Raw genomic sequence first — 26091 nt, forward strand, 5'->3', positions numbered from 1 at the left:
CCAGTACGTTTCTGGAGTGTATGAGCCGCTATCCGATGCCCGGGTTCGTTTTATATCGGCCGCTTAGCCCTTGCTGAGCCAGCGAGCACACCATTGGGTGACCCGCGGCATGATCACGAACACCACAAGCCCCACAATGCACGCCGTGATCAACATGTTGCTCGGCAGGGTGCCGCCCAGTTCGGGATAACGTTTGAACAAGGGGCGCCATAGCATGGGGATCACGATGGACAGTGGCAGGATCACGGCATAGCTGATCACTGCCTGCTTCCATTTCGGGGGCTGCGCGCCAGCGCCGCGTACCGGGGTAAACCAGAATTCGGCGTCGCTGTGCACCAGGGGGTGGTCGCCGTCCTCCAGCAGCGGCAGCACTTCAGTGACCAGCCCCTGCCGCTCGCCAGAGTCGATCCAGGTTTGCAGTTGCTCGGCACTGGCGAAGCGCAGCACGGACGTGAACACCTGGCTGTCGGCGGCGGGCCGTATCACGTTTACACCGAGGTGCCCCGGCTGGCCACGCGCGGCTTTCACCGTGCGCTTGAGCCAGGCCTCATAGGCTGTTTGCTGGCCAGGCCGAACCTTGTGGTTGATCACCAGTGTAACCACACTGTTGGGGCCGGCCGGCCCCGGCACGACTGGCCCCGGCACTGGCTCGGCGGGGGGCTCTTGCACAGGCAAGGGATGGTCGACCATGAGGGCGTTTCCTGACACATGAAAACCACCAGTGTGGAAGGCCCGCCCATTACCGGATTGTACTGGCGTGCTGGCTTTCGATTTACTGCGCGGCCGGTTTCAGCCGGCGCTGAATGATCTCGAACAAGGGGCTGCCTGGGCGGGGCAAAGGATCCGGCGTGCCCGCCTCGATGGCTTTCCAGTAGGCCCAGGGCACCGGCCGGGTTCCGAGCTCGTAATCCATCCCGTCCCATGCATCCTCCCGGAAGGCGTAAAACGCCCAGTGCACCCCTGCCTGCTCAGTGACGTCCAGCACATCGAGGTAAGCCCCACACCCCGGCCACCTTCGCAGGCATCCGAATTCGCCCAGCACCAAGTGCTGCGGCGGTACCCCAGCGCGCCTTGCCCAGCGCGTGAAACTGCCCAGGTAATCCGCCACCCGTGCCTTGCCCCAGAATTGCTGATGCTCGGCGAACGGTGCCAGCCCTGGGTAGGCATGTAATGGCCGGTTGAACATCGACGGATCGCTGGTGGCCTTCCAGGGCTCGTACATGTGCACGCTATACAGCACGTTGGGGTCAGCCAGGGGCGCTGGCCAATAGCTGAAACCGTCGGCGGCGGCATACCACCCGGCGTCCACCATGATCGGAGTGTGCGGGTCTACCTCACGGATGGCCTTCACCACCTGCGTATAGAAGGCCGGCAGATCGCGGCCGGTGCCTTGCCTGGCGGCGTACCACGCATGCCCGTCTGCCTGAGGCGCGTGCTCGGCCAGCCCGCCGTGGCGTTCGGGGGCGGGCTCATTGACCAGGTTGTATGCCGCGACAGCAGGGTGATCGCGCAGCGTGCGCGCCAGGTCTTGCCAGAAGATCGCGGCTGCGCGCCAGTTCTGGGTATCGGCCCATAAGCGGTCATCGAAGCGCCCCCCGTTGTTCTGCGACCAGCGCATCAAGGGCAACGAGAGCGGCGCGATCACCACTTTCAGCCCGGCCTGGTGAGCGCGGTCAAGCGTGGCGAGGAGGGTTTGTAGGTCCGGGATGGCCAAGCCCCTGTAGCCATCCGCGTTGCCGATAAGGAAATCCACCTCCCCTGTCGGCCACTTGTCATAGGCCAGGCGCACCCAGCTGGCGCCTGTGGCGGAAAGGGCCTGGAAATAGCCCTGCCCGGGCGGCAATCGGTTGAAGCTGTTGGCGCCTCGCTGGGGCGTTGCCCAAAAGGCCATGAGGTCGGCGGCCCAAAGGCTGTGGCTGGTGGGCCACAGCAGGGCAATGGCCAGAAAGATCGCTTTGCGCACGGGAGTGCCTGTGGATGGCTGCAGGGGCGCTGACTGTACAAAACACCTAGGGCCAAGGATGCAGGACGCGGCTGAAACGCTTGTGGGAAAGAGGGAAATATCTCCCTCGGGCAACGCGGAACCCGAACCACCGACCAACGGCGGCTTGACGGACCTTACGGAATGCGGTTTCCTGAAACCGGTTTCAACCTGTCCTGAACAAACACAAAAGGATGACAGGCCTGTGAATGGTTCTTCCCCCGCGCGCCGTGTGACCATGCACGACGTCGCCCGCCACGCTGGCGTTTCCAAGGCAAGCGTTTCCCGGTTCATCGGCGAGGACCGCGGCCTGCTGTCCGAGAATATTGCCCAGCGAATCGAAGCTGCTATTGCCAACCTCGGCTACCGGCCCAACCAGATGGCCCGCGGCCTCAAGCGTGGGCGCACCCGCCTCATCGGCATGTTGATGACCGATATCCGCAACCCCTATTCCATCGCGGTGATGCACGGTGTGGAAACTGCCTGCCGGCAACACGGCTATAGCCTTGTGGTGTGCAATACCGACCGCGACCCGGACCAGGAAGCCCGACAGCTCGAGGCGCTGCATGCCTACAACATTGAAGGGCTGATCGTTAACACCCTTGGCCGCCATCCCGAGCAACTTCGAGCATTGCAGAGTGACATGCCTATTGTGCTGGTGGACCGCAAGCTGGAGGCTCTAGGGACCGACCTGGTGGGGCTTGATAACGCCGGCGCGGTGCACATGGCCCTTGAGCACCTGCTTGAGCAGGGCTATCGCGACCTCGCGCTGGTGATGGAACCGGCGGAAGGCGCCAGCTCGCGCAGCGAACGCCGCGCCGCCTTCGACGCCGTCGTTTCCAGTTCGGCAGGAGTGCGCGGTCACGTGATGCAAACCGGCCCCGACCTGCAAGGCGCCCTCACCCGCTTTCTTGGCGCCCGTGACCACGGGCCCAAGGCGGTGTTTTGCGCCAATGGCGTAGCCGCGCTCGCTACCACGTTTGCCCTGCGCGAAGCAGGCGCTCGGCTGTTTGACGATGTGGGGCTCATTGCCTTGGATGACCTGGATTGGTACCCCTTGGTAGGCAGTGGGATCACCGCCCTTGCACAGCCAACGGATGCCATTGGCCGTACCGCCTTTGACTGCCTGGTACGCCGGCTGCGGGGCGACCCGGGCCCCGATCGGCAGATTGACCTGCCTGCACAGCTGGTCGTGCGTGGATCCACCCCCAGGCAACGCAGCTAAACTCAACGAACAAGGCGCGCCGCGGGAGGGAACGAGTACCCGGCCAACGCGTCGTACCATGAAATGAAACCGGTTTCAGAGGATAACAATAATGCATCAGCCCGTTTCCATCAGCCTGTCCAGTTTCGGCGCGGAATACGTTCGCAGTCGCGGGCAGGCATCCTGCTTCGAACTGCTTTCCCAAGCCGGTGCCACCCATGTAGAGCTGCGCGAAGAGCTGCTGGAGGCCAACCCGGACCTTTCCACCTATGCCAATCTTGCGGCTGAGCTAAAGCTGACGCTGGTGTACTCCTCGCCGCTCGAGATATGGCAGCCGGACACCAACTACCCCAGCCCCGCCCTTGCTGAGGTGCTGATGGCCGCGCAGCGTGCCGGCGCGGTCTGGCTCAAGACGTCATTGGGGCATTTCACACCCAATGCCGACCTCAAGGCGCTGGCCGCGCTGCTGAAGGATTCCCCGGTACGGTTGTTGGTCGAAAACGACCAGACCGCCCAAGGAGGCCGGATTGAACCGCTGGTTCAGTTCTTTACCGCGGCGCGGGTGCGGGGGGTTCCGGTGGGGATGACCTTCGACATCGGCAACTGGCAGTGGCAGGCCCAATCAGCCCTCGGTGCTGCCGGCCAGCTAGGCCAGTACGTGGAGTACCTGCACTGCAAGGCGGTACGCCTGAGCCCTGCCGGCAAGCTGGTGGCGGTGCCGCCGGAGGCACGCGACCTGTCGAGTTGGGCCAGCCTGCTGCGGCGTTTCCCGGCCGGCATCGTGCGCGCGATCGAATACCCCCTTCAGGGCGATGACCTGGCAGGCGTTGTGAAACAGCGGGTAGGCGAACTGGCCGCGCTGGGCACCCAGCGGGAGGCCACCCATGCCTGACTACGACATCCTCGGTTTCGGCGAAACCATGGCCATGTTCGTGGCCGATGAATACGGCGACCTGGCCAAGGTCGGGCGTTTTCACAAGCGCATCGCCGGTGCTGACAGCAACGTCGCCATTGGCCTGGCGCGCCTGGGGCTGAACGTGGCCTGGCTCAGCCGCACGGGGGCAGATTCGTTCGGTCGGTTTGTAGTCGACAGCCTGGTGGCCGAAGGCCTGGATTGCCGCTTCGTGCGCACCGACCCACACCGCCCTACTGGCTTCCAACTCAAATCCAGCGAAGCCGACGGCCGCGATCCCGCCGTGGAGTATTTCCGCCGCGGCTCGGCGGCCAGCGCCATGAGCGTGGCAGACGTAGACCCCTCGTTACTTCAGGCGCGGCACCTCCATGCTACTGGCATCCCCCCGGCTTTGTCGGCCGACGCGCATGAGCTGTCGGGGTACTTGATCGCAGAGATGCGCGAACGCGGGCACAGCGTGTCGTTCGACCCTAACCTGCGGCCATCGCTGTGGCCCAACGAGCGCACCATGATCAACAGCATCAACCGCCTCGCCTGCCAGGCCCACTGGGTGCTGCCAGGGTTGGCCGAAGGTCGCCTGCTGACGGGGTGTGAAAACCCTTCCGACATCGCCGCCTGGTACCTGGACCACGGCGTGGAGGCCGTGGCGATCAAGTTGGGGCCAGAAGGTGCCTATTACCGCACCGCCCAGGCTGAGGGCATGGTGGAGGGTTTCCCGGTAGAACGCGTGGTGGACACCGTGGGTGCTGGCGACGGGTTCGCCGTGGGCGTAATCAGCGCGCTGCTTGAGGGCCAGGGTTTCGCCCAGGCGGTGCGCCGTGGCAACTGGATCGGCAGCCTGGCCGTTCAAAGCCCTGGCGATATGGAGGGCCTGCCAAGGCTGGAGCAGCTACAGGCGGCTCGGGCGCAACTGCAAGGCTAGCCGCTGGAATACACCGACCAACAACAATAAGTGGAGTGTGATCATGAGTGCATTGAAACTGGCCAGCCGCCGCTGGTGGTACCTGATGCCGGTGGTGTTCATCACCTACAGCCTGGCGTACCTGGACCGCGCTAACTATGGCTTTGCCGCCGCGTCCGGGATGGCCGAAGACCTGCACATCACACCTGGCATGTCCTCCCTGCTGGGCGCGCTGTTCTTCCTCGGGTATTTCTTTTTCCAGGTACCCGGCGCGATATACGCCGAAAAGCGCAGCGTGAAGAAGCTGATCTTTGTCAGCCTGATCCTCTGGGGTGGGCTGGCCAGCCTGACGGGTGTGGTCACCGATGCCTATTGGCTGATTGCCATCCGCTTCCTCCTCGGCGTGGTCGAAGCCGTGGTGATGCCTGCGATGCTGGTGTACCTCTGCCATTGGTTCACCCGGGCAGAACGTTCCCGCGCCAACACCTTCCTGATCCTTGGCAACCCGGTCACGATGCTATGGATGTCGGTCGTATCCGGCTACCTGGTGCAGCACTACTCCTGGCGCTGGATGTTCATCATCGAAGGTTTGCCGGCAGTCCTGTGGGCCTTCATATGGTGGAAGCTCGCCGATGAACGCCCGGCTCAGGCCAAGTGGTTGAGCGTGCCGCAGCGCGAAGCCCTGGAAAGCGCCCTGGAAGCCGAGCAGCAAGGCTTCAAGCCGGTCAAGAACTACGCCGAGGCGTTCCGTTCGCCCAAGGTGATCCTGCTGTCAGTGCAGTACTTCTGCTGGAGCATCGGGGTCTACGGGTTCGTGATCTGGCTACCGTCCATCCTCAAGAAAGGCCAGGAGATGGACATGGTTCAAGCCGGCTGGCTGTCTGCCCTGCCTTACCTCGCTGCTGTCATCGCGATGATCTTGTGCTCATGGGGCTCGGACAAATTGCAGAAGCGCAAGCATTTCGTATGGCCACCGCTGCTGCTCGCCGCCCTGGCCTTCTACGGCTCGTATGCGCTGGGCAGCACGCATTTCTGGTGGTCCTACGCGCTGCTCACCTTTGCCGGTGCCTGCATGTACGCGCCTTACGGGCCGTTCTTCGCCATCGTGCCGGAAATTCTGCCGGGCAACGTAGCCGGTGGCGCCATGGCGCTGATCAACAGCATGGGCGCTCTGGGTTCGTTCGCGGGTTCCTGGATTGTCGGCTACCTCAATGGCAGCACCGGTAGCCCTTCGGCGTCGTACCTGTTCATGAGCGCGGCCCTGGCGATCTCGGCCGTGCTCACCCTGTGCCTGCGTACCCGCGATGTAAAAACCCGGCCCGCCCCCGTGGCCGCTCGAACTGCTCACGTGTAAGAAGGCAACCTGATGAACAAGCATGTCGTGGTTTACAAGCAGCTGGCCGCGCCCCTGATGGCGCGATTGCGGGCCGCTGCCAGGGTCACCCTGATCGATGATGTGAAAGGGCAGGCCTTGCCGCCCTGCGGGATGCCCTGCCCACCGCCCATGGACTACTGGGCGCCAGCCTGAGAATCGATGACGAGCTGCTCGCCTTGGCACCGCAGCTGGAGGTGATTTCCAGCGTGTCCGTGGGCATCGACAACTACGACGTGGAGGCCCTTGATCGCCGGGGCATCCAGCTTACCCACACGCCGGACGTGCTGACCGAAACCACCGCCGACACCGGTTTTGCACTATTGATGGCCACGGCCCGGCGGGTGGCCGAGCTGGCGCGATGGGTGCGCGACGGGCACTGGCAGGCCAGCCTGGGGCCGTCCCATTTCGGCACCGACGTCCACGGGAAAACCCTGGGCATCGTGGGCATGGGACGCATCGGCCAGGCCTTGGCACAGCGCGGGCATTTCGGCTTCGACATGCCCGTGCTGTACCACAGCCACCGCCCACGCCCCGAGGCTGAGCAGCGCTTTGGTGCCCGTCACTGCTCGCTGGACGATTTGTTGCGGGGTGCGGATTTCGTCTGCCTTACCTTGCCACTCACCGAGGCGACGCGGGGCCTGATCGGGGAGCGAGAACTGGGGCTGATGAAGCCGGGTGCCATCCTCATCAATATCGCCCGGGGGCCCGTAGTGGATGAGCCCGCGCTTATCCGTGCATTGGAACAGGGCCGCCTGCGCGGGGCTGGGCTTGACGTCTTCGATCAGGAACCGGTCAGCCCCGACTCACCCCTGTTGCGATTGGACAACGTGGTCGCTACCCCACACATCGGTTCGGCCACTGACGAAACCCGAGAGGCCATGGCCGCCTGTGCGGTAGATAACCTTCTGGCGGTGCTCTCGGGGCAACCGCCGCGCAACCCCGCTAACCAGCCACGGCGGTGAACCCACAGCCGGCCGTTTGGCCAGGGGAGCGCTGGCTGCTAAAGTAGCGCGCCCACCGGCCGTGCCTTGGCCGGCCTTCTTGCCTGCGGAACACCCCCTGCCATGACTGCCTTGGTTGTACTTCGTTTTCTTCACTATTTTGCAGTGCTGAGCCTGTTCGGCGTCAGCGTGTTCAGGCCTCTGCTCCTCGCAGGCATGCCGCAGCTTCCCGCCCTTCGCCAACGGATGGACCCGGTGCTGTGCCTGGTGGCGTTGCTGGCGTTTCTCAGCGCGGTGGGTTGGCTGCTCGCGGCCAGCGCCGGCATGGCGGGCGACTGGCACAGCGGCATGCAACCCGCCACGCTGCGCACGGTATTGCTCGAGACCGCCTTCGGCCGTATATGGGCCGCACATGTAATCATCTGCCTGCTGCAATTGATCTGGTGGCGGTTGCCCGGCCAACGCTCGCCGTTGCCCGCGATCGCGCTGTCTGTGCTGGCTATCGCTACGCTTGCCCCGGTGGGCCACACCGGGATGCTGGGCGGCGTTGCGGGTACACTGCTCGCGCTCAACCAACTGCTGCACCTGGCCGCCACGGGCGGATGGGTCGGGGCCTTGTTGTTGCTGGGCTGGATCGCCGTGCAGCCCCGGGGCTTGCGGCCGGGTGCACTGGCGCTTGATTTCGGCCGCTACGGCCTGCCGATGGTTGGGGTAATCGCTGTCACCGGCCTGCTCAACCTCTGGGCAATCACCGGCACACTCCTGCCGGGGGCCAGCCCTTTTGCAACGGTGTTATGGATCAAGCTGGCGGCGGTCGCGGGGATGTTGGCGCTTGCACTGTGGCACCGTGCGCATGCCCTGCGCGCCGGAGTAGCGAACCTGAGGCTCACGCTGGGGCTCGAATGGCTCTGTGGGCTGGGGGCGCTGCTGGCGGTTGCCTGGCTCGGGACGCTACCGCCTTCCCTCTGAAACGTTCACATACGAGGCACTCATGAAAATCGGCCTGATCGCAGACACCCATGGCTTGTTGCGCCCGGAAGCCCTGGCGGCGCTGCAGGGCTGCGATCACCTGATTCACGCCGGGGACATTGGCAAGCCGGAAATTCTCGACGCCCTGCGTGCCATTGCCCCGCTCAGCGTAGTGCGGGGCAACAACGACCGAGGGTTGCCCTGGGCCGATGGCCTTCCGGATCATTTGTTGCTCGACCTCGGTGGGCTACGGATCTACCTCACCCATGAACTGGCCGACGTGCCCTGGCCACTGCCCGATGAGGCAACCGTGGTAGTGACCGGGCACTCGCACAAGCCGCTGATCGCCCACAAGGACGGGGCCCTGCACATCAACCCGGGCAGTGCGGGCCCGCGGCGGTTCAAGCTGCCGGTTTCGGTCGCGCTGCTTGAGCCGACCCCAGCGGGGCCGCACGCCCGGCTCGTCCCTCTGGGCTGAAGGTCATACCGCGCAGATGTTGCTGAAGCCCGGCCATCTCCGCCAGCAACCCCTGCAGCGTCGCTTCGCCACGCTCCATGGCCTCACAGCGATCGACCAACCCTGCGGCGCCCACGATACGTGCCCCGCCCTTTACCCGGTGCACCACGTCGTCGAGCTCCGGCGAGGCCGTGGTGAGGCCCTGCAGCCGCTGGTAATCCTGCGCGAGCGCTTGTAAAAGGCTGTCTCGCAGCCGGCGCGCCGAGGTCACGCAGCCCCCCGCCAGGCTGAGCAGTGCCTCCGGGCTGTCATGAGCACGCACCGGCGCTGCCGTGAGGGTCGCTGGCAATGCTGGCGCAAGCGCGGCCGCCAAGGCTTCCAGCCCCAGGGGTTTGCCCAGACATTCGTCGATACCGGCTTCACGGCAGCGTTCGCGCTGGTCTCCGGTGGTATCGGCAGTGCATGCGAGCAGGCGGCAGGGCCGCAATCCCTTGCGCTGCTCTTCCAGGCGAATGGCGCGCGCCAGGTCGTAACCATCCATTCCCGGCATTTCGCAGTCACAGATCACCGCATCGAAACCTCGATGGCTACACCACTCTCGCAGGCCGTTCGCGCCGTCCTCAGCCACGGTCACGCGGTGCCCGAGATAACTGAGCTGTTGAGCAAGCAGCAAACGGTTGGGCTCGTGGTCGTCCACCACCAGCACGCTGATGGTCGCTTGGGTACTGGTGGCCAGGCTGGGCTGGGCGGGCTTTTCGACGCTGCAGCGTGGCAGGCGAAGGCAGGCTTCCACTCGGCTGCCCTCGCCTTCCCGGCTGGAGAGCTCCAGCCCGCCGCCCATCATCCGGCATAGATGGTGGCTGATGGACAACCCCAGCCCGGCACCCGTGCGGCCCGACAACTGATGGTTGCCGGCTTGCTGGTAAGGCTGGCAAAGGCGGCGCAGGTCCGATTTGGGAATGCCGATCCCGGTATCCTGCACCACCAGCCTTACCACGAGCTCGTTGTGTGCAGGTTCTGCCGTCAGGTGTACGCTCACCCGCCCCTGCCGGGTAAACTTGATGGCGTTGCTCAACAGATTGCCCAGCACCTGCTGAAACCGCAGAGGGTCCAGTACCACGCCCCATCCCGTATCCTGCTGGACAGTAAGTTCCAGCTGCAGGGATTTCTCCCGCGCCCGCGCCTGGTAAAGCTGCACAGCCTGGCGCGTCAGTGCATCCACTTCAACGGGCCGGGGATTGAGGTTCAGATGCCCGGACTCGATACGGCTGATGTCCAGGATATCGTTGAGCAGTTCAAGCAGGCCGCTCGCGGACTCGGACGCTACCCTCAGCGCCAGCATGTCCAACTCGCCGGTGTCGGCCTTGCGCCGCGCCAGCTCCAGCATCCCCAGGACCGCGTTCATCGGCGTACGTATCTCGTGGCTGGCCGTGGCCAGGAAGCGGGACTTGGCCCGATTGGCCGAATCAGCCTCCTCCTTGGCGGCCTGCAGGGCGTCATACAGACGCTGGCGTTCGGTGATGTCTATCCACCCGCCGATCAGGCCCATGATGTTACCGCTGCTGTCGCGGTACGGGAGGATCCAGTGGAACACGGTAAGTTCGCGGCCATCACGCAGGCGTAGCTGCCGATCCTCGACGATAGGCTCGCCGTCGGCGATCACCTGGTGGTACAGCGCTTCGTATTCTGCCGCCTGGTCGTGAGCCAGTGGTATGCGCGTGACCCTTTGCCCGATCACCGCACCGCGCTCTACCCCCAGTGCGAGCAAATAACTGGCATTACAGTCCAGCAGGCACCCTCCACGGCTACGCACGTACACTGGATGCGGGGTGCCGTCAATCATCACGCGCACGAACTCCAGCTGATCGGTGAGTGCCTGCTCGGCGGCCTTGCGCCGCCGTACCTGTCGCCGCAACAGGCGAATCCACACCACTGCCAGCAGCAGCATCGCTCCCGCCACGGCAAAGGCCGGGACTAGCCATCTGGCCTGCGTCGGCCACTCCGGTTCCACGTGAATTTCACTGCGCCAACGGCGGGCCATGGTGTCCAGCACTGCGGGTTCGAAGCTCAGTAGCGCCTGATCAAGGATGGCCGGCAAGGCCTGTTGCCCATAGGCCACCGCAAACCCGTACCGGCGTGGCGGCAGCGGCAACACGCTGCCTATGCGCCATGACTTTTCCGGGCTACCCGCAAGCATGACCCGTGCCTGTTCGTAGGGCAGGACCGCTGCCCGGGCGTGGCCGGCGGTGACCGAATCCAGGGCATCCCGGGCCGTGGAGGTTTCCTCCCAACGGACATTCGGCCAGCGCCCCGCCAACGTAGCGGTCGACGCCAGCGAAGCCGGTACCGACACCACTTGCCCGTCCCAATCAACCAGGCCTTCGGCACGCTGCACGGCACCGCTGGTCACCAGCACAGGCACGGTACTCAGCCATGCCCGGGTAAGGCGCAGGCTTCCCTCCGCCTCGGCATCCGAAGCCATGGCGGCGGCGAGGTCCACTTCTCCGTGCTCCAGTGCAGTTACCAGGGCGGCATGGGACGCCAGCGGGACGGGGTCGAACACAAGCCCGGTGCGCTGGGCGATGCGTGCCAGAAGGTCCGCAGCCAGGCCCCTGAATTGGCCTTCGTTGTTTTGAAAGCTCAGCGGCGCAAATTCACGCAGATAGCCAACCCGCACGCGAGGGTGAGCGTCCATCCAGCGCCGGGCTTCGGCGGTCCAGGCCAGCGTGGACGCTTCACTGAGCCGCGCCGCGCCGCGGCTCCAGGTGTCATCGACCTTTTTTCGCCATGCCGCAGGGGCACTGGCAAGGCACGCGTTGACCAGCCCGGCCAGGCGTATGTCGCTGGAACGCAGCAGGAAGGCAATGCCGCTCGGCCGCGGCGGCAGGAAGGTGACTTGCTCGCGCCCGGACAATGGGCTTTGCGCCAACTGCGCCGCAACTGCTCGAGCATTGCCCAGCGCCGCGTGCACCTGCCCCACCGCGACTGCCGCCAGGCCGTTGAACAACGAAGGCACTGCGGCACGCTGATGGTGGGGCGCCAGCTCGGCCAACTCTGCATCACTCACGTAGCCCCCGGTGACAGCAATGGTAGCGCCCTGTTGCTCGAGGGCGCGGTCGGCGCGCCGCACCAGCACGGGCTCGTCCGGGGCATAGGGCTGGCTACGAACAAGCCCCGGCAGGTCAGCTTCTTCGGCGTAGGCGGAGGTGAGCATGTCGATGTCGCCGGTGCGCAACGCTTCCAAGGCAGCGGCGCGGGCCTCATAGACCAGGATGCGCACCTCCAGGTGCAACTGTTCAGACAGCAGACCTACATATTCCGCACTGATGCCCTCGAAGTGCTGGCCGTTACCAAGCAGATCGAAGGGAGGGGTATCTGGCCGTGTGACCCCTACCCGCAACACACGCCTGCGCCATAGCCAGCGCCTGTCGTCGTCCGGTAGTTCAAGCCGGGCGATGGTCTCCGTACCTGCAGCCAGCCGGGAATGCAATGCCGGCTGCTCGGCGCACGCCAGCGGCACGGCCAGGCCAGCCACGAGTGCGAGCGCAAGAAGCACTGCCCGCCTGGTCAAATGCCGCCGTGGGCTTAGCACAATTGATGCCTCCGGGCGATTTCCGCCAGCGCTACGACCGAAGGAACACCCAGCTTTTCCATCAACCGGTATTTGTAGCTGCTTACGGTCTTGGCGCTAAGCGCCAGGTGCTGGCCGATCAAACGATTGGTATACCCCCGTGCGAGGTGGTGAAGCACGAGGATTTCCCGGTCGCTGAGCTCGGCAAGGCACTCACGCTCGGTGCGCAGCGAATCCTGGCGCCGCACGCTGCTGTAGGTCACGTCGGGAAAATAGCTGTAACCCTCACGCAGGGCCCGCACGGCCTTGCGCAGCTCTGCGAGCTCGTTGTTCTTGGCCACGAACCCGCAAGCGCCGGCCTTCATGCATCGAAGGGAATAGAACTCCGCCGGCAGGGAGCTGAGCACCAGGACCTTGGTAGGCAAGCGCAGGCTGCGCAACCGCTGGATCACCGTAAGGCCATCCAGCAAGGGCATGGAGATATCGACGATCGCGAGGTCTGGCAGTGCCTCCCGCGCGATCTGCAGCGCCTGACGGCCGTTGTCGGTTTCGCCCACGATGTCTACGCCATCCTGGGCCAGCAACAGGCTGACACTGGCCCGTATGAAAGGATGGTCGTCGACGATGATTGCCCGGTACATGGGACACCTCCTTGGCTATAGCCGCCTATCGCATGACGGGATAGGGATTATTCGGCAGTGGGCCTGAGGAGTCTGTAGGACGCGTCCGAGCTGGTTGTAGGAAAGGTGGAAGAGGCTCTGTGAATTCCTTGAAGAGGGGGTGTTCAAGGGAGCATTGGCGGTTGCGTTGTGGTCTATGGGACAGGCCCCGAAGGATGTTTCCTCATGTTGGACACTGCCGTACCTGCCCTGCCCCCCGACCTCCATTACGTCGACGATAGCCAGCCGGGTATCCGCCGACGCAAGCTCAGGGGCAAGTTCGTGTATTTCAACCCTGATGGAACGCGCATCACCGACCCTGAAGAAATCAAGCGGATCAATGCGCTGGTGATACCGCCCGCTTACAAGGACGTATGGATTTGCCCGGATGCACGCGGCCACTTGCAAGCGACCGGCCGCGATGCGCGGGGTCGCAAGCAATATCGGTATCACGCACGTTGGCGAGAACTGCGCGACGAGAACAAGTACAGCCGCATGCTTGCCTTCGGCAAGAGCCTCCCCCGGGTGCGGCGCCAGCTGGAGGAGCATCTGGCAACGCCAGGGCTGTCACGCAATAAAGTCATGGCCGCGGTGATTTCGTTGCTGGACGCCACCTTGATCCGCGTCGGTAACAGCCAATATGCCCGGGACAACCAATCCTATGGATTGACCACGCTACTGAACGAGCACGTGGAGGTGAAAGGCAGCGCAATCGCCTTTCAGTTTCGCGGCAAGAGCGGCGTGGAGCACCAGGTGAGCCTGAAGGACAAGCGCCTGGCGCGGATCATCAAGCGGTGCATGGACCTGCCAGGCCAGCACCTGTTCCAGTATCTGGACGACAACGGCGAACGCCACCACATCAGCTCCCACGACGTGAACGAATACTTGCGGGGGCTGCATGGCAGCGATTTCACCGCCAAGGATTACCGCACTTGGGCCGGCAGCGCCCTGGCCCTGGCCATGCTTCGTGAGCTGCACTGGCAACCCGAGCCGGACGCCAAGCGGCATATCGTGGAGATGGTCAAACACGTGTCGCGGCAGCTTGGCAATACGCCCGCGGTTTGCCGCCGTTGCTACATACACCCCGCAGTGCTCGAGCGCTTTGTGTTGGGCGAACTTGCAAAGCTTCCCAAGCCGAGGCAGCGCAAAGGCTTGAGGCTTGAAGAAGTTGCGCTGGCGACTTTCCTGGAAAACCTCGCCGAAGTGGCCGACGCGCAGGTGCGGCAGGCCAGCTGACCTTTCTATCCTGCGCTCGCGAGCGACCTACGGGTCAGGAAGCTCGCGATCGCGCATCCTTCCCCTGCTGCTACTGCGTAGGTGCCGGTCCCTTGCCCGGATCGTTCTTGTCGATCGGACGCGGGGCTTCACCTTGCTCATTCAGCTGCTTGTGCTTCTCCCCTACGTCGCCGGCCTGCTCGGGCTTGTGATCGAGGTCTTCGCGTTGCGATTGCTTGTTCATGGTCATGCTCCGGACGGTTCATGCATTGGGCAACAGCACGTGCGCAATGTTTCCTCTGAACTCATCGCCCTGGCCGCCAGTCCCCATAAGAGTGACGTTTATGAGGCAAACCCGGATGCACATTTCGCTCGAAAAACAAGTAGCACTCGTGACTGGCGCCAGTTCGGGGCTGGGCTACGCTGCCGCCAAGGCACTGGGAGCCGCAGGGGCTGCGGTGGTGATCAACTACAATAGCCACGCCGAACCTGCCGAGGAACTGGCCCAGGCCATCCGTGACCAGGGTGGCCAGGCCATTGCCGCAGGCGGCGACGTGAGCAACGAGGCGGACGTGGAAAAGCTGTTCGCAACGGCAGTAGATACCTTTGGTGGGTTGGACATTCTCGTGGCCAACTCTGGCCTGCAGAAGGACGCACCCATCGCAGAGATGAGCCTGGAAGATTGGCACAAGGTTATCGACGTAAACCTCACCGGCCAGTTTCTGTGCGCCCGCGCCGCGCTGCGGCAGTTCGCTCGCCAGAGTTCGCGGCCTCGGGTTTCCCGCGCTAACGGCAAGATCATCCACATGAGCTCCGTGCACCAGGTAATTCCGTGGGCCGGCCACGCTAACTATGCCGCCTCCAAGGGCGGGGTAGACCTGCTCATGCGCACCATCGCCCAGGAAGTTGGCGAGTTGCGCGTGCGCGTCAACGGCATTGCGCCTGGGGCCATTCGCACGGCGATCAACGAAAAGGCCACCGAAGGTGACGCCGAGGCTAACCTGCTGAAACTCATTCCGTACGGCCGCGTGGGCGAACCAGAGGATGTCGCAAATGCGATTGTATGGCTGGCTTCAGACCTGTCCGATTACGTACATGGCGCAACACTGTTCATCGACGGTGGCATGAGCCTGTACCCAGAGTTCCGAAACAATGGATGACGCGCGCAAGACCGCCCAGGTACCCATTCAGCGACACGGCGTGATCGGCAATATGCGAGCGCTGGCCTTGGTGGCCGATACCGGCAGCATCGACTACATGTGCTGGCCGGAATTCGACAGCCCTTCGCTGTTTACCGCCTTGCTGGACACGCCCGCAGCAGGTGTTTTCGAGTTGGCGCCGCGTTTGCCGGATGCCCGTCGCCTGCAGATTTACCTCCCTGGTAGCAACATCCTGCAAACCCGATGGCTCAGCCGCGACGCCGTGGTGGAAGTCACCGACCTGATCCCTGTGGTCCCTGATGCAGACGCGTTGCCGCTGCTGGTGCGGCGGGTCACCGTGGTCCAAGGGGCGGCGACCATTCGCATGCGCTGCAGGGTGCGTCATGACTACAGCCGAGCTGATACGCGCGCCACCGCTGACGAGCGTGGCGTAGTGTTCATCGCCGAAAACCAGCCCCCCGTCCGTCTCAGTGGCTCGGTGCCCTTGCGGCTGTCGGAACAGACCGCTATCGCCGAATTCGAGCTGCGCGCTGGTGAAAGCGCCGAGTTCGTATTCGGCGACGCGGACGATGCTCGGGTCGCCCCGGGGCATGCTGACCGCCTGCTTGTGGAAACTTTGGCCTTCTGGCGGCACTGGCTGCGCAAGAACACCTACCGCGGGCGTTGGCGCGAAAGCGTCGAGCGTTCTGCACTGGTGCTCAAGTTACTTACTTCTCGCAAACATGGCGGCATTCTGGCGGCGGGCACCTTCGGCCTACCTGAGCTTCCCGGCGGCGAACGAAACTGGGACTACCGCTATTGCTGGATCCGCGACGCGTCCTTCACGGTGTATGCGTTCATGCGGCTGGGGTTCAGCGACGAGGCCAATGCATTCGTTCGCTGGGTTCGCGCACGCGTGAGTTCCTGCTCCAAAGACCCGGACCCCTTGCGTATCGTGTACGGCATAGCCGGAGAGAAGGAGTTTCCTGAGCACAACCTTGAACATTTGGCAGGGCACCTGGGCTCACGCCCGGTTCGGATCGGTAACCAGGCCTACGAACAGAAGCAGCTCGACATTTATGGAGAGCTGCTGGACGCGGTGTACCTCGCCAACAAGTACGGCGAGGCCATTTCCCATGAGGGTTGGGAAAATTGCCAGAGGCTTATCAACCAGCTCTGCGAAGCCTGGCACGACACTGACGTCGGTATCTGGGAGATGCGCGGCCCGCCGCAGCATTTCTTGCACTCCCGTCTGATGTGCTGGGTGGCGCTGGATCGCGCTATTCGCCTGGCCTACAAGCGCTCCCTGCCCGCCCCGTTCGAGCGCTGGGACGCTGCCCGCCAGGCTATCCATCACGATATCTGGGACAACTTCTGGAACGCCGACGCGGGGCATTTCGTGCAGCGCCTGGGCAGTACCGAAGTGGACGCCGCGATGTTGCTGATGCCGCTGTTTCGTTTTGTGGGCGCCACGGACCCCCGCTGGCTGGCCACCTTGAACGTGATCGAGCGCGACCTGGTGCGTGACGGCATGGTGTATCGCTACCGTAACACCGGAGGCAGCGATGGCTTGAGCGGCGATGAAGGCGCGTTCACTGCGTGCTCGTTCTGGTACATCGAGTGCCTGGCACGGGCGGGCCAGTTGGACAAGGCTCATCTGGAATTCGAACAACTGCTGCGCTATGCAAACCCCCTTGGCCTTTACGCCGAGGAATTCGACCGTAATGGCCGCCATCTGGGTAATACCCCGCAGGCACTGAGCCACTTGGCGCTGATCAGCGCCGCCACCTTCCTGGACCGCAAACTCAGCGGCGACAGTAGTAATTGGCAACCGTAAGAGGAACCAGACGATGCAAAGCGAACTTGAAAAAGTAGTACTCACCCGCCTCCTTCACGCTCACCCACAAGGGCTGGGCAACGAAATACTCGATGATCATCGGGGCGCCGAGCAGGTTGAACTGTGCATCAAGAACCTGCGCGAACGCGGGCTGATCCACAGCCCCGAGGAAGGCAAATTGGTGTACCCCGTGAAGCTGAGTTCAGCGGGCGTGGAGGCCGCCAAGGCCTTTGAACCGCAGTAAGCCTACCCATGAGGCGCCCGTGCAGGGCCGGGCGCCCCTGTGAAAGTACAAAACCAAGGGTTTTTATCAAGTTTTCATCGTTTTCCCTGCCTGCCCGGCTAGGCGCCATAGCGGGTTACAGGCGATACTTGGCATCCGTTTTTCCCAATCCTCTTGTAGTCCTTTTCTTAATAGGACGAAGGATAAATACGGAATTAAATTGTCCAATCCGCGTCTCTAGAGTTATGGCGTGTTTATGCACGTCACCAAGGCCGGATATTTAGCAAGGAATCAAGGAGCATTAAATGCTGATACTCACCCGCAAGGTCGGCGAAAGCATCGTCATCAATGACGATATCAAGATCACCATCCTTGGCGTGAAAGGAATGCAGGTTCGCATCGGCATCGACGCGCCAAAGGATGTACAGGTTCACCGTGAAGAGATCTTCAAGCGCATCCAGGCCGGCACCCCGGCGCCGGAAAAAGCAGGGCAGTAATCTCTAGCCCTCGCTTACCGTTTCTCGCGCATGCCGGGCCCCGCCCGGCTGGGCCACCCCTCTTCTTCCCGGATCCCTCATGCTTAAACGCGGTGCCCTGATCCTTTCAATGTGGTTGTTCAGTGTACCTGCATGGGCGGTTCAGCCCGGGGACCCCATCACCCCATGGACACTGCTTGACCAATTCGATCGGCCTTTTACCCTCGATGCTGACACCCATGTGTTGCTAGTGGCCCGCAGCATGGCCGCGGCGCGCCTGGTGAACGCGGCGCTCGATGCGGCGCCAACCGGGTACCTGGAGGATCGGCACACGGCGTATATCGCTGATATCGAACACATGCCAAGCGTGGCCCGAGCCTTTGCGATCCCCGCCATGCGCTCGGCGCGCTATCGCATTCTGCTGGACGGAGATGGCCGGGTGGCGCCCCGCTATGACGGCGCCCGCGAAGGGGTACAGTGGCTGGAAGTGCGGGATGGGACCCTGCGGGCGCAGCAGCAATTCAATGATGCCGCGCAGTTACGCCAGGCGCTGGAGCGCCTGACCCAATAGCGGTAAGCCCGAAGCGGTTAGCCGAAGCGCGCGAACAGTTCCGCCACAAATACCCGGATGGCCTGCTCAGGCCCGTAGACCTGCCCAAGGTATTGATCAGCGGCGCGCACATGCTGACGCAGCCGGTGTTTTACCCCGTTGCTGCCCAACACCGCGACCAAGGTGGATTTGCCGGCGTCCTTGCCCACGTCCTTGCCCAGCGCAGCGTCGGGTAGCCCGCGATCATGCAAGTCATCGAGTAACTGGAACGCCTGCCCAAGCTCCATCGCGAACGCGCCCAATGCCCGCCGCACCGCGTGGGAGGCCCCCGCTCCTATTGCCGCCATCTGCAGGGTGGCATCGAACAGCACCGCGGTTTTCAGCTCATTGGTGCGCGCGATGGCGTCGGCGGTGCGAGCTTGCCGCCCCTCGCGCAGGTCCTCGTATTGCCCCTTCACCAGCCCCTGGCTACCCACGGCCCTGGACAGCTCCACTACCAGGGCTGCCCGCCGGTCCGCTTCCAGGTCCACGGCGCCAAGCAGCCCGAACGCGCGGCTGAGCAAGGCGATGGCCGCCAGAATGGCCACATCCTCGCCAAAAGTCAGGTGAAGGGTGGGCCGGCCCCGGCGCAGGCGCGCGTCATCCATGCACGGCAAGTCATCCAACACCAGCGAGGCGGCATGCACCATTTCCACTGCGCAGGCCATGTCGAGCATTGCCGGGCGGGTTTCCCCCAAGCCTTGCGCAGCCAGCAACAATAGCAAGGGGCGCACGCGCTTGCCCGGCGCCAGCGTACTCTCGCGCATGGCCATGGCAAGCAGTTCCTGATGGCTGCCGGGTTCTGGAAGCAGTGCCTGCAAGCGGTCTTCCACCGACAGGCGCAGCGGCCCCCAGGCGCAGGTTGGGCGGTCATCTAGCACGGCGAGGGGGGTGGGCGTCATCCGGGGCAATCCTTTATGGCTGTAAACGGCTATGTTTAAACGCAGGGGCCGCGCAGGCACGACACCGCTGCCGGGCGCAGGGCGGCTGGCAATAACCGCCGCCCACCCAGCTCAGTGCCCCGAGGGCGAGGTACGGCACTAAATTTTTCGAGGTTGATGCGCACGCTGGGGAACGCCTTGCCACCGGCGCTGCCTTAACAGCGCGCGGACGCTATACCAACCCTCTACAAAATAGCCGACCCTGCATAACTGACAGTGGATTTTCAGGAATACTCCCGGAGCCGCGATGAATCATGTGGATCTGCTTGACCGAAAGAACGATCACCTGGAGATCGTGCTGGATCCTGCACGCGCGAAAAGCAGTGGGCGTACGGGCTTCGAACATTGGCACTTCGAACATTGCGCCTTGCCTGAGCTGGCTCTGGATGCTGTCGACCTGAGCACTTCATTCCTGGGCAAGCCGCTGCGCGCGCCTGTGTTGATCAGCTCGATGACGGGGGGCGCCAGCCGGGCCCGGGAAATCAACCATCACTTGGCCGAGGCCGCGCAAACGCTGGGACTCGCCATGGCAGTAGGCTCCCAGCGGGTAGCGCTGGAGACTGGGGCAGACCGCGGTCTTACCCGGGAGCTGCGCCAGCGCGCGCCGGACATCCTGCTGATGGCCAACCTCGGCGGCGCGCAACTTCGCACGCCCGCAGGGCTGGACCTGGCGCGCCGGGCTGTCGACATGATCGCCGCCGATGCCCTGATCATCCACCTCAACCCCCTTCAGGAGGCGGTTCAGCCCGGTGGCGACAGCGATTGGCGCGGTGTGGCCGATGCCATCGCGCAGGCCGTTACCAAGCTCGGAGTACCGGTGATAGTCAAGGAAGTGGGCAGCGGGCTCAGCGTGGCGGTGGCTGCACGCCTGGCCGAGGCAGGCGTCGCGGCGCTGGACATTGCTGGCATGGGCGGTACGCATTGGGCGGCGGTGGAGGCGGAACGCGCGACCACGGCTGCTGAAAAAGAGATTGCAGCCGCCTTCAGCCAATGGGGTATCCCCACGTCAGATGCCCTGCGCGCCGTACGCCAGCGCCTCCCGGACATACCCTTGATCGCCTCGGGCGGCATCCGCAACGGGATCGACATGGCAAAGGCGATCGCGCTGGGTGCGAACCTGGTGGGCCAGGCGGCCGCAGTGTTGCGCAGTGCAACTGACTCGCCAGAGGCCGTGATCGCACATTTCCAGGTTGCCTTGCGCCAATTGCAGATTGCGTGCTTCTGCACAGGGTCGGCCAACCTCGCACAACTGCGCCAGGCCACGCTGGTACGGGAGGCATCCGTTTCGTGACTCATTTCGGCGTGGTTGCGCCACCCTTGTTCAGCCATTTTCAAGCGTTGCAAGCCTTGGCCGGGCGGCTTATCGACCTTGGCCATCGAGTGACCTTCTTCCAACAGCTGGAGGCAGGCGCCTTGCTGCGCGATAACCGCATCGCCTTCCATCCGCTGGGGATCGATAGCCATCCGCCCGGCAGCCTGGGCCTGGTGCTGCGCCATGCCGCGCGCCCTGCTGGCCTGGCGGTACGCCGGGTGATCCGCGACATGGCGGCCAGCACCGACATGCTGTGCGCCGAGCTTCCCGAAGCGCTCACAGCGTTACATGTGGATGCATTGATCTGCGATCAGATGGAAGCCGCCGGAGGGCTGGTTGCCGAGGCGCTGGGGTTGCCGTTCGTGTCCGTTGCCTGCGCCCTGCCGGTTAACCGTGAGCCAGGCATGCCCCTGCCGGTCATGCCGTTTCCATGGGAGGACGACCCCCGCATGCTGAAGGTGTATGCCACCTCTACGCGCATCTACGATGCGCTGATGGCGCCGCACGGCCGAGTACTGGCAAAGCGCGCCAAGGCCTTTGGTCTGCCCCCTCGGCGCGGGCTGCACGAATACTTGTCCAACCTGGCCCAGCTCAGCCAGACCCTGCCTGGCCTGGACTTTCCCCGACGCGCCTTGCCGGCCTGCTTCCATCACGTGGGCCCACTGCGCACCCCCTCGCGCCTGCTCGCCGACGATCAGCCTTGGCCGGTGGAGCGTGAGCGCCCTTTCGTCTTTGCCTCCCTGGGTACCCTTCAAGGCCATCGGTACGGCCTGTTCCGGCGCATCGCAAAAGCCTGCAAGGCACTCGATGTTCAGTTGCTGATCGCCCATTGTGGTGGCCTCAATGCAGCCCAGGGTGAGCGATTGAAGCGGCTGGGCGCCACCTGGGTCACCGATTTTGCCAACCAACCCCAGGTATTGCGCCAGGCAAACGCTGTGATCAGCCATGCCGGTTTGAATACCGTGATGGACGCCGTGGTGGCGCGAACGCCTATTCTCGCCCTGCCCGTGGCGTTCGATCAGCCGGGGGTAGCCGCCCGGGTACAGCACGCAGGCCTTGGGTTGCATGCCTGGCACCGCTGCCGCTGGCAAACGATCCAGCAGCGGCTGGACGTGCTGCTCAGCGAAGGCGAGTTCGATAGCCGTTTGGCCACCCTTGACCACGAGTTGCAACTGGCCGGCGGCGCCCAACGCGCGGCGACAATCATCGAACAGGCGGTTACCCGGCGCCGCCCGGTGTATGCCGAGCCCTTACCATGAAGCGCACCTGGGATTTGATACTGGTAGGCGCGGGCCTGGCCAATGGGCTGATCGCCTGGCGCTTGCAAATGGCGCGCCCCGAGCTGTCGGTGCTGGTCATCGAACAGGCGGCGGCCCTTGGCGAGGCGCATACCTGGTCATTCCATGAAAGCGACCTTTGCGTGGACCAGCTGCGCTGGGTGGGGCCGCTGGTGAGCCATCGCTGGCCGGGGTATCAGGTCCGCTTCCCTAACCTCAAGCGTACCTTTTCAGGCGCCTACTGCAGCATCAGCGGCGAACATTTTGGCCGCACGATTACCGCAGCCCTGGGGCGTGACCTGATGTTGGGCGCCACCGTGCGGCGGCTCACCCCGGACACCGTACAATTGGGCAGCGGCGAGACCCTGCATGCGGGTGCTGTTATCGACGGTCGGGGCTTGGAAGCTTCCGGCCACCTGCGCCTGGGTTACCAGCGCTTCCTGGGCCAGGAAGTACGGCTGGCCGCCCCCCACCGGCTGGCACTGCCCACGGTGATGGACGCCAGCGTGGCCCAGCATGACGGTTACCGCTTTGTATACGTGCTGCCGCTGGCCGATGATCGCTTGCTGATCGAAGACACCTATTACACCGAAGACAGCCAGCTGGAGCCCGTACGCTTGCGTGATCGGGTGAACGCCTATGCACAGGCGCAGGGCTGGACGATCACCGAGGTGATACGCGAGGAGCAAGGCAGCCTGCCCATCGTTCTGGCGGGGCGCTTCGAAGCCTTCTATGCCCAGGGCAATGGCGTGGCGCGCAGCGGCCTGCGGGCCGGGCTTTTCCACCCGGTTACCGGTTATTCCCTGCCTGAAGCGGTGCGCCTGGCAGACCTCATCGCCGCCACACCCACCGTTGACAGCGATGCGCTTCAAGCCGTGCTTTACCGCTATCGACGGGCACTGTGGCGGCGCCAGCGATTCTTCCGGCTGCTCAACCGCATGTTGTTCCTCGCCGGAACGCCCGATAACCGCTGGCGCGTGCTGGAACGCTTCCACCGCCTGGCGCCCGGGCTGATTCAACGCTTTTACGCGGGCACACCCACACTGGCCGACAAGGCACGCCTGCTCATGGGCAAACCGCCTGTCCCCGTGGGGCCCGCCGTGAAGGCCATGCTCGATTACGCTCCACCTGTACAGGAAGAACCATGACAGACACCCCAGTGACGGTGGTGACAGGCGCAGGTTTCGGTGGCCTGGCGCTTGCGATCCGCCTTCAGGCCGCAGGCCGGCAAACCGTGCTGCTCGAGGCCCGGGACAAGCCGGGTGGCCGCGCCTACGTGTATGAAGACGAAGGTTTTGTCTTCGATGCCGGGCCCACGGTAATCACCGACCCCACGGCGATCGAAGAGTTGTTTCAGGTGGCGGGCCGTCGCATGGCCGACTACGTGGAGCTGCTACCGGTCACGCCGTTTTATCGGCTGTGCTGGGAGGACGGCAGCCGCTTCGACTACGCCAATGACCAGGATGCCCTGGAGCGACAGATCCATGGCTTCAACCCGGCGGATGTCGAAGGCTACCGCCGTTTCCTCAAGTATTCCCGAGCGGTGTTCGACGAAGGCTACCTCAAGTTGGGCAGCGTGCCGTTCCTGTCATTCCGCGACATGCTGCGCGCCGGCCCCAGCCTGGCTCGGCTACAAGCCTGGCGCAGCGTTTACGGCATGGTGTCAAAGTTCATCAAGGACGAGCGGCTGCGCCAGGCGTTTTCGTTCCATGCGTTGCTGGTCGGGGGCAACCCGTTCGCTGCCTCGTCCATTTACACCCTCATTCATGCGCTGGAACGCGAATGGGGCGTGTGGTTCCCTCGCGGTGGCACCGGGGCGCTGGTACAGGGGCTGGTGCGGCTGTACCAGGACCTTGGTGGCCGGCTGGAATTGAACGCGAAAGTGAGTGTTATCGACACCTACCACGGGCGAGTGAGTGGCGTGCGCCTGGCGGATGGCCGCTCCATTCCCGCCGTGGCACTGGCGTCCAATGCGGATGTAGTGAACACCTACAAGCAACTGTTGGCCGCACATCCCCGGGGCCAGCGCCATGGCAAGGCCCTGGCGGGCAAGCGGGCAAGCAACTCACTGTTCGTGCTGTATTTTGGCCTTGATCGGCTGCAGCCCGGGCTGGCGCACCACACTGTGTGCTTCGGCCAGCGTTACCAAGGCCTGATACAGGACATCTTCCATGGCAAGCACCTGGCGGACGACTTCTCGCTGTACTTGCACGCCCCCTGCGTAACAGACCCATCGCTCGCCCCGCCGGGCTGCAGCGCCCATTACGTGCTCGCGCCGGTTCCCCACTTGGGCAATGCCCCCCTGGATTGGACGCAGGAAGGGCCGCGGCTGAGGGAGCGCATCTTCGATTACCTCGAAGAACGCTACATGCCCGGCCTGCGCAGCCAGCTGGTCACCAGCCGCATGTTCACTCCAGAAGATTTTCGCGACCAGTTGGGCGCGCATCTGGGCTCGGCCTTCTCGCTGGAGCCCCTTTTACGGCAAAGCGCGTGGTTCCGCCCGCACAACCGTGACGATGAGATTCCCAATCTTTACCTCGTAGGCGCCGGCACCCACCCCGGCGCGGGCGTTCCCGGTGTGATCGGCTCGGCCAAGGCCACGGCCCGGCTGATGCTGGAGGATCTGGCGCCATGAACCAGCCGTTGCTTGATCACGCCAGCGAGACCATGCGCCAGGGTTCCAAGAGCTTTGCGGCCGCGTCCAGGCTGTTCGACCCGCACACCCGCCGAAGCGCGCTGCTGCTGTACACCTGGTGCCGCCACTGTGACGACGTGATAGACGGCCAGGTGCTGGGGCACGACGGCCTGCCTCCGCCACCAGGTGAAGCCTTGGCCCGCCTTGAACAGCTGCGGGAAACCACTGCGGCGGCCTACCGTGGCGAGCCCATGAGCGACCCGGCGTTCGCGGCGTTTCAAGCCGTAGCACACGAGCACGGTATTGAAGACCGACACGCCTTCGCCCACCTGGATGGCTTCGCCATGGACGTGGAAGGCCGGCGCTACGAAACCCTGGAAGATACGCTGGAGTACTGCTACCACGTGGCCGGCGTGGTGGGGCTGATGATGGCGCGGGTAATGGGTGTCACTTCGCCAGCAGTTCTTCAGCGGGCTTGCGACCTTGGGCTGGCGTTTCAGCTGACCAATATCGCCCGCGACATCGTGGAGGACGCCGGCGCAGGGCGGTGCTACCTGCCACACGCCTGGCTAAGGGAGCTGAACATACCCGAGGCCGACCTCGCCGCCCCGACCTATCGCCCTGCCCTGGCCATGCTGGCGAGTCGATTGGTCGAGGCCGCCGAACCGTACTACGCCTCGGCAGTGGCCGGAATCGGCGCGCTACCGCCGCGCTGCGCCTGGGCGGTGGCCACGGCGCTGGAAGTGTACCGGGCGATCGGTCTGAAGGTACGCGCCGCAGGCCCGAACGCCTGGGACAAGCGCCAGGGGACGAGCAAGGGCGAGAAACTGATGTTGCTGGGCAAGGCAACGTACATCGCAGGCCGCGCGCGCTTTACCCAGCACCCTCCCCGGCCACCGGGGCTGTGGGCGGCCCCGATCTAGGGCCTTATTCGCGAGCTGCGCCTGGGGCTTCGCTTGCTCCCGCCGGGGCCGGTGCAGCCCGTTCATTTTGTGGGAAGCGGGCTCGCGAATCGGCCCGTAACCGCTGCTTGAGCTTGGTAACAGGCGGCGCATACAGAAAGCCGAACGACACGCACCCTTCCCTGCCGCCTACCGCATGGTGAAGCCGGTGGGCCTGATACAGGCGCTTGAGGTAACCACGCCGGGGCAGGTAGCTCATGGGCCAACGCCGGTGCACCAGCCCGTCATGGGCGATGAAGTACAGGGCGCCATAGGCGGTCATGCCGGCACCGATCCACTGCAGCGGATAAGCGCCGCTCGTTCCGTAGGCAATCAATGCGATGGCGATGCCGGCAAATACCACTGCATACAGGTCGTTGCGCTCGAACCAGCCGGTGCGCGGCTGGTGGTGGGATTGATGCCAGCCCCACCCCCACCCGTGCATGATGTATTTATGAGCAAGGATGGACACGCCCTCCATTGCCACCACGGTCATCAACACTATCAGCGCTTCAAGCATTAGCAAGCTCCTCGA

At 64.1% G+C, this 26091-nt stretch carries 24 protein-coding genes and 1 pseudogene; 18 read left to right on the forward strand and 7 right to left on the reverse strand.

Annotation, left to right across the window (positions count from 1 at the left end):
* Nucleotides 1-63: 63 nt before the first annotated feature.
* Nucleotides 64-690: an antibiotic biosynthesis monooxygenase gene (locus tag LG385_RS10270; RefSeq protein ID WP_225774189.1), complete on the reverse strand. Its 627-nt coding sequence runs from the start codon at nt 688-690 to the stop codon at nt 64-66.
* Nucleotides 691-772: 82 nt separating this feature from the next.
* Entirely contained in the window at nt 773-1891 is a 1119-nt protein-coding gene (locus LG385_RS10275) for a glycoside hydrolase family 5 protein (protein WP_225776218.1), read from the reverse strand.
* A gap of 328 nt (nt 1892-2219) precedes the next feature.
* Here LG385_RS10275 and LG385_RS10280 point away from each other — a divergent pair, with 328 nt between their 5' ends.
* The 7 genes and pseudogenes from LG385_RS10280 (at nt 2220) to LG385_RS10310 (ending at nt 8762) form a co-directional block, all read left to right on the forward strand.
* Nucleotides 2220-3206: a LacI family DNA-binding transcriptional regulator gene (locus LG385_RS10280; protein ID WP_413247370.1), complete on the forward strand. Its 987-nt coding sequence runs from the start codon at nt 2220-2222 to the stop codon at nt 3204-3206.
* A gap of 91 nt (nt 3207-3297) precedes the next feature.
* On the forward strand, nt 3298-4077 hold the full coding sequence (locus tag LG385_RS10285; protein WP_225774191.1) for an AP endonuclease: 780 nt from the start codon (nt 3298-3300) through the stop codon (nt 4075-4077).
* A complete protein-coding gene (locus tag LG385_RS10290; protein ID WP_225774192.1) occupies nt 4070-5020 on the forward strand; it encodes a sugar kinase in 951 nt (316 codons plus the stop codon). Before LG385_RS10285 ends, LG385_RS10290 begins: the two co-directional genes overlap by 8 nt.
* Nucleotides 5021-5063: 43 nt before the next feature.
* Complete coding sequence (locus LG385_RS10295) at nt 5064-6353, forward strand: MFS transporter (protein WP_225774193.1); 1290 nt, start codon at nt 5064-5066, stop codon at nt 6351-6353.
* Nucleotides 6354-6365: 12 nt separating this feature from the next.
* Nucleotides 6366-7336: pseudogene (locus tag LG385_RS10300) on the forward strand (2-hydroxyacid dehydrogenase).
* A gap of 102 nt (nt 7337-7438) precedes the next feature.
* Complete coding sequence (locus LG385_RS10305) at nt 7439-8284, forward strand: CopD family protein (RefSeq protein WP_225774194.1); 846 nt, start codon at nt 7439-7441, stop codon at nt 8282-8284.
* 22 nt (nt 8285-8306) lie between these two features.
* Nucleotides 8307-8762, forward strand: a complete 456-nt coding sequence (locus LG385_RS10310) for a metallophosphoesterase family protein (RefSeq protein WP_225774195.1) — start codon at nt 8307-8309, stop codon at nt 8760-8762.
* Here the strand turns inward: LG385_RS10310 and LG385_RS10315 are convergent.
* On the reverse strand, nt 8686-12297 hold the full coding sequence (locus LG385_RS10315; RefSeq protein WP_225774196.1) for an ATP-binding protein: 3612 nt from the start codon (nt 12295-12297) through the stop codon (nt 8686-8688). The genes LG385_RS10310 and LG385_RS10315 overlap by 77 nt on opposite strands.
* A gap of 29 nt (nt 12298-12326) precedes the next feature.
* A complete protein-coding gene (locus tag LG385_RS10320) occupies nt 12327-12953 on the reverse strand; it encodes a response regulator transcription factor (RefSeq protein WP_181117564.1) in 627 nt (208 codons plus the stop codon).
* A 204-nt stretch (nt 12954-13157) separates the two neighbouring features.
* Here LG385_RS10320 and LG385_RS10325 point away from each other — a divergent pair, with 204 nt between their 5' ends.
* Nucleotides 13158-14207: a DNA topoisomerase IB gene (locus tag LG385_RS10325; protein ID WP_225774197.1), complete on the forward strand. Its 1050-nt coding sequence runs from the start codon at nt 13158-13160 to the stop codon at nt 14205-14207.
* 70 nt (nt 14208-14277) lie between these two features.
* On the opposite strand, the gene LG385_RS10330 is transcribed toward LG385_RS10325, so the two are convergent.
* Complete coding sequence (locus LG385_RS10330; protein WP_181117566.1) at nt 14278-14430, reverse strand: hypothetical protein; 153 nt, start codon at nt 14428-14430, stop codon at nt 14278-14280.
* Between the two features lie 115 nt (nt 14431-14545).
* Here LG385_RS10330 and LG385_RS10335 point away from each other — a divergent pair, with 115 nt between their 5' ends.
* From LG385_RS10335 to LG385_RS10355, 5 genes are all read left to right on the forward strand, one after another.
* Nucleotides 14546-15346: a glucose 1-dehydrogenase gene (locus LG385_RS10335; protein WP_225774198.1), complete on the forward strand. Its 801-nt coding sequence runs from the start codon at nt 14546-14548 to the stop codon at nt 15344-15346.
* Nucleotides 15339-17162 (forward strand): glycoside hydrolase family 15 protein, encoded by a 1824-nt coding sequence (locus LG385_RS10340; RefSeq protein WP_225774199.1) that lies wholly within the window; start codon nt 15339-15341, stop codon nt 17160-17162. Before LG385_RS10335 ends, LG385_RS10340 begins: the two co-directional genes overlap by 8 nt.
* Nucleotides 17163-17175: 13 nt before the next feature.
* On the forward strand, nt 17176-17406 hold the full coding sequence (locus tag LG385_RS10345) for a hypothetical protein (RefSeq protein WP_225774200.1): 231 nt from the start codon (nt 17176-17178) through the stop codon (nt 17404-17406).
* Nucleotides 17407-17690: 284 nt separating this feature from the next.
* On the forward strand, nt 17691-17882 hold the full coding sequence (gene csrA, locus LG385_RS10350; RefSeq protein WP_181117570.1) for a carbon storage regulator CsrA: 192 nt from the start codon (nt 17691-17693) through the stop codon (nt 17880-17882).
* Between the two features lie 79 nt (nt 17883-17961).
* Complete coding sequence (locus tag LG385_RS10355) at nt 17962-18432, forward strand: hypothetical protein (RefSeq protein WP_225774201.1); 471 nt, start codon at nt 17962-17964, stop codon at nt 18430-18432.
* Between the two features lie 17 nt (nt 18433-18449).
* Here LG385_RS10355 and LG385_RS10360 read toward each other — a convergent pair whose 3' ends face one another.
* Nucleotides 18450-19352, reverse strand: a complete 903-nt coding sequence (locus LG385_RS10360) for a polyprenyl synthetase family protein (protein ID WP_225774202.1) — start codon at nt 19350-19352, stop codon at nt 18450-18452.
* A gap of 286 nt (nt 19353-19638) precedes the next feature.
* On the opposite strand from LG385_RS10360, the gene fni reads away from it, so the two are divergent.
* Genes fni through LG385_RS10385 form a run of 5 tightly spaced genes read left to right on the forward strand, consistent with a single transcriptional unit; the run spans nt 19639 to nt 25538 of the window.
* Entirely contained in the window at nt 19639-20682 is a 1044-nt protein-coding gene (fni, locus tag LG385_RS10365) for a type 2 isopentenyl-diphosphate Delta-isomerase (RefSeq protein ID WP_225774203.1), read from the forward strand.
* Nucleotides 20679-21962 carry a glycosyltransferase gene (locus LG385_RS10370; protein WP_225774204.1) on the forward strand — a complete coding sequence of 428 codons (1284 nt, stop codon included), beginning with the start codon at nt 20679-20681 and terminating at the stop codon, nt 21960-21962. The genes fni and LG385_RS10370 overlap by 4 nt, the downstream gene beginning before the upstream one ends.
* The gene (gene crtY, locus LG385_RS10375) at nt 21959-23128 is read left to right on the forward strand and encodes a lycopene beta-cyclase CrtY (protein ID WP_225774205.1); all 1170 of its coding nucleotides are present in this window, start codon (nt 21959-21961) and stop codon (nt 23126-23128) included. Before LG385_RS10370 ends, crtY begins: the two co-directional genes overlap by 4 nt.
* Nucleotides 23125-24615, forward strand: a complete 1491-nt coding sequence (locus LG385_RS10380) for a phytoene desaturase (protein ID WP_225774206.1) — start codon at nt 23125-23127, stop codon at nt 24613-24615. The genes crtY and LG385_RS10380 overlap by 4 nt, the downstream gene beginning before the upstream one ends.
* Complete coding sequence (locus tag LG385_RS10385) at nt 24612-25538, forward strand: phytoene/squalene synthase family protein (RefSeq protein WP_225774207.1); 927 nt, start codon at nt 24612-24614, stop codon at nt 25536-25538. The genes LG385_RS10380 and LG385_RS10385 overlap by 4 nt, the downstream gene beginning before the upstream one ends.
* A 4-nt stretch (nt 25539-25542) precedes the next feature.
* Here the strand turns inward: LG385_RS10385 and LG385_RS10390 are convergent, their stop codons facing one another.
* Nucleotides 25543-26076, reverse strand: coding sequence for a sterol desaturase family protein (locus LG385_RS10390; protein WP_225774208.1), 534 nt, complete (start codon nt 26074-26076; stop codon nt 25543-25545).
* Between the last annotated feature and the right edge of the window lie 15 nt (nt 26077-26091).

This window comes from Pseudomonas sp. Marseille-Q5115 (assembly GCF_916618905.1).
GTDB classification, from domain to species: Bacteria; Pseudomonadota; Gammaproteobacteria; order Pseudomonadales; family Pseudomonadaceae; genus Aquipseudomonas; species Aquipseudomonas japonica_A.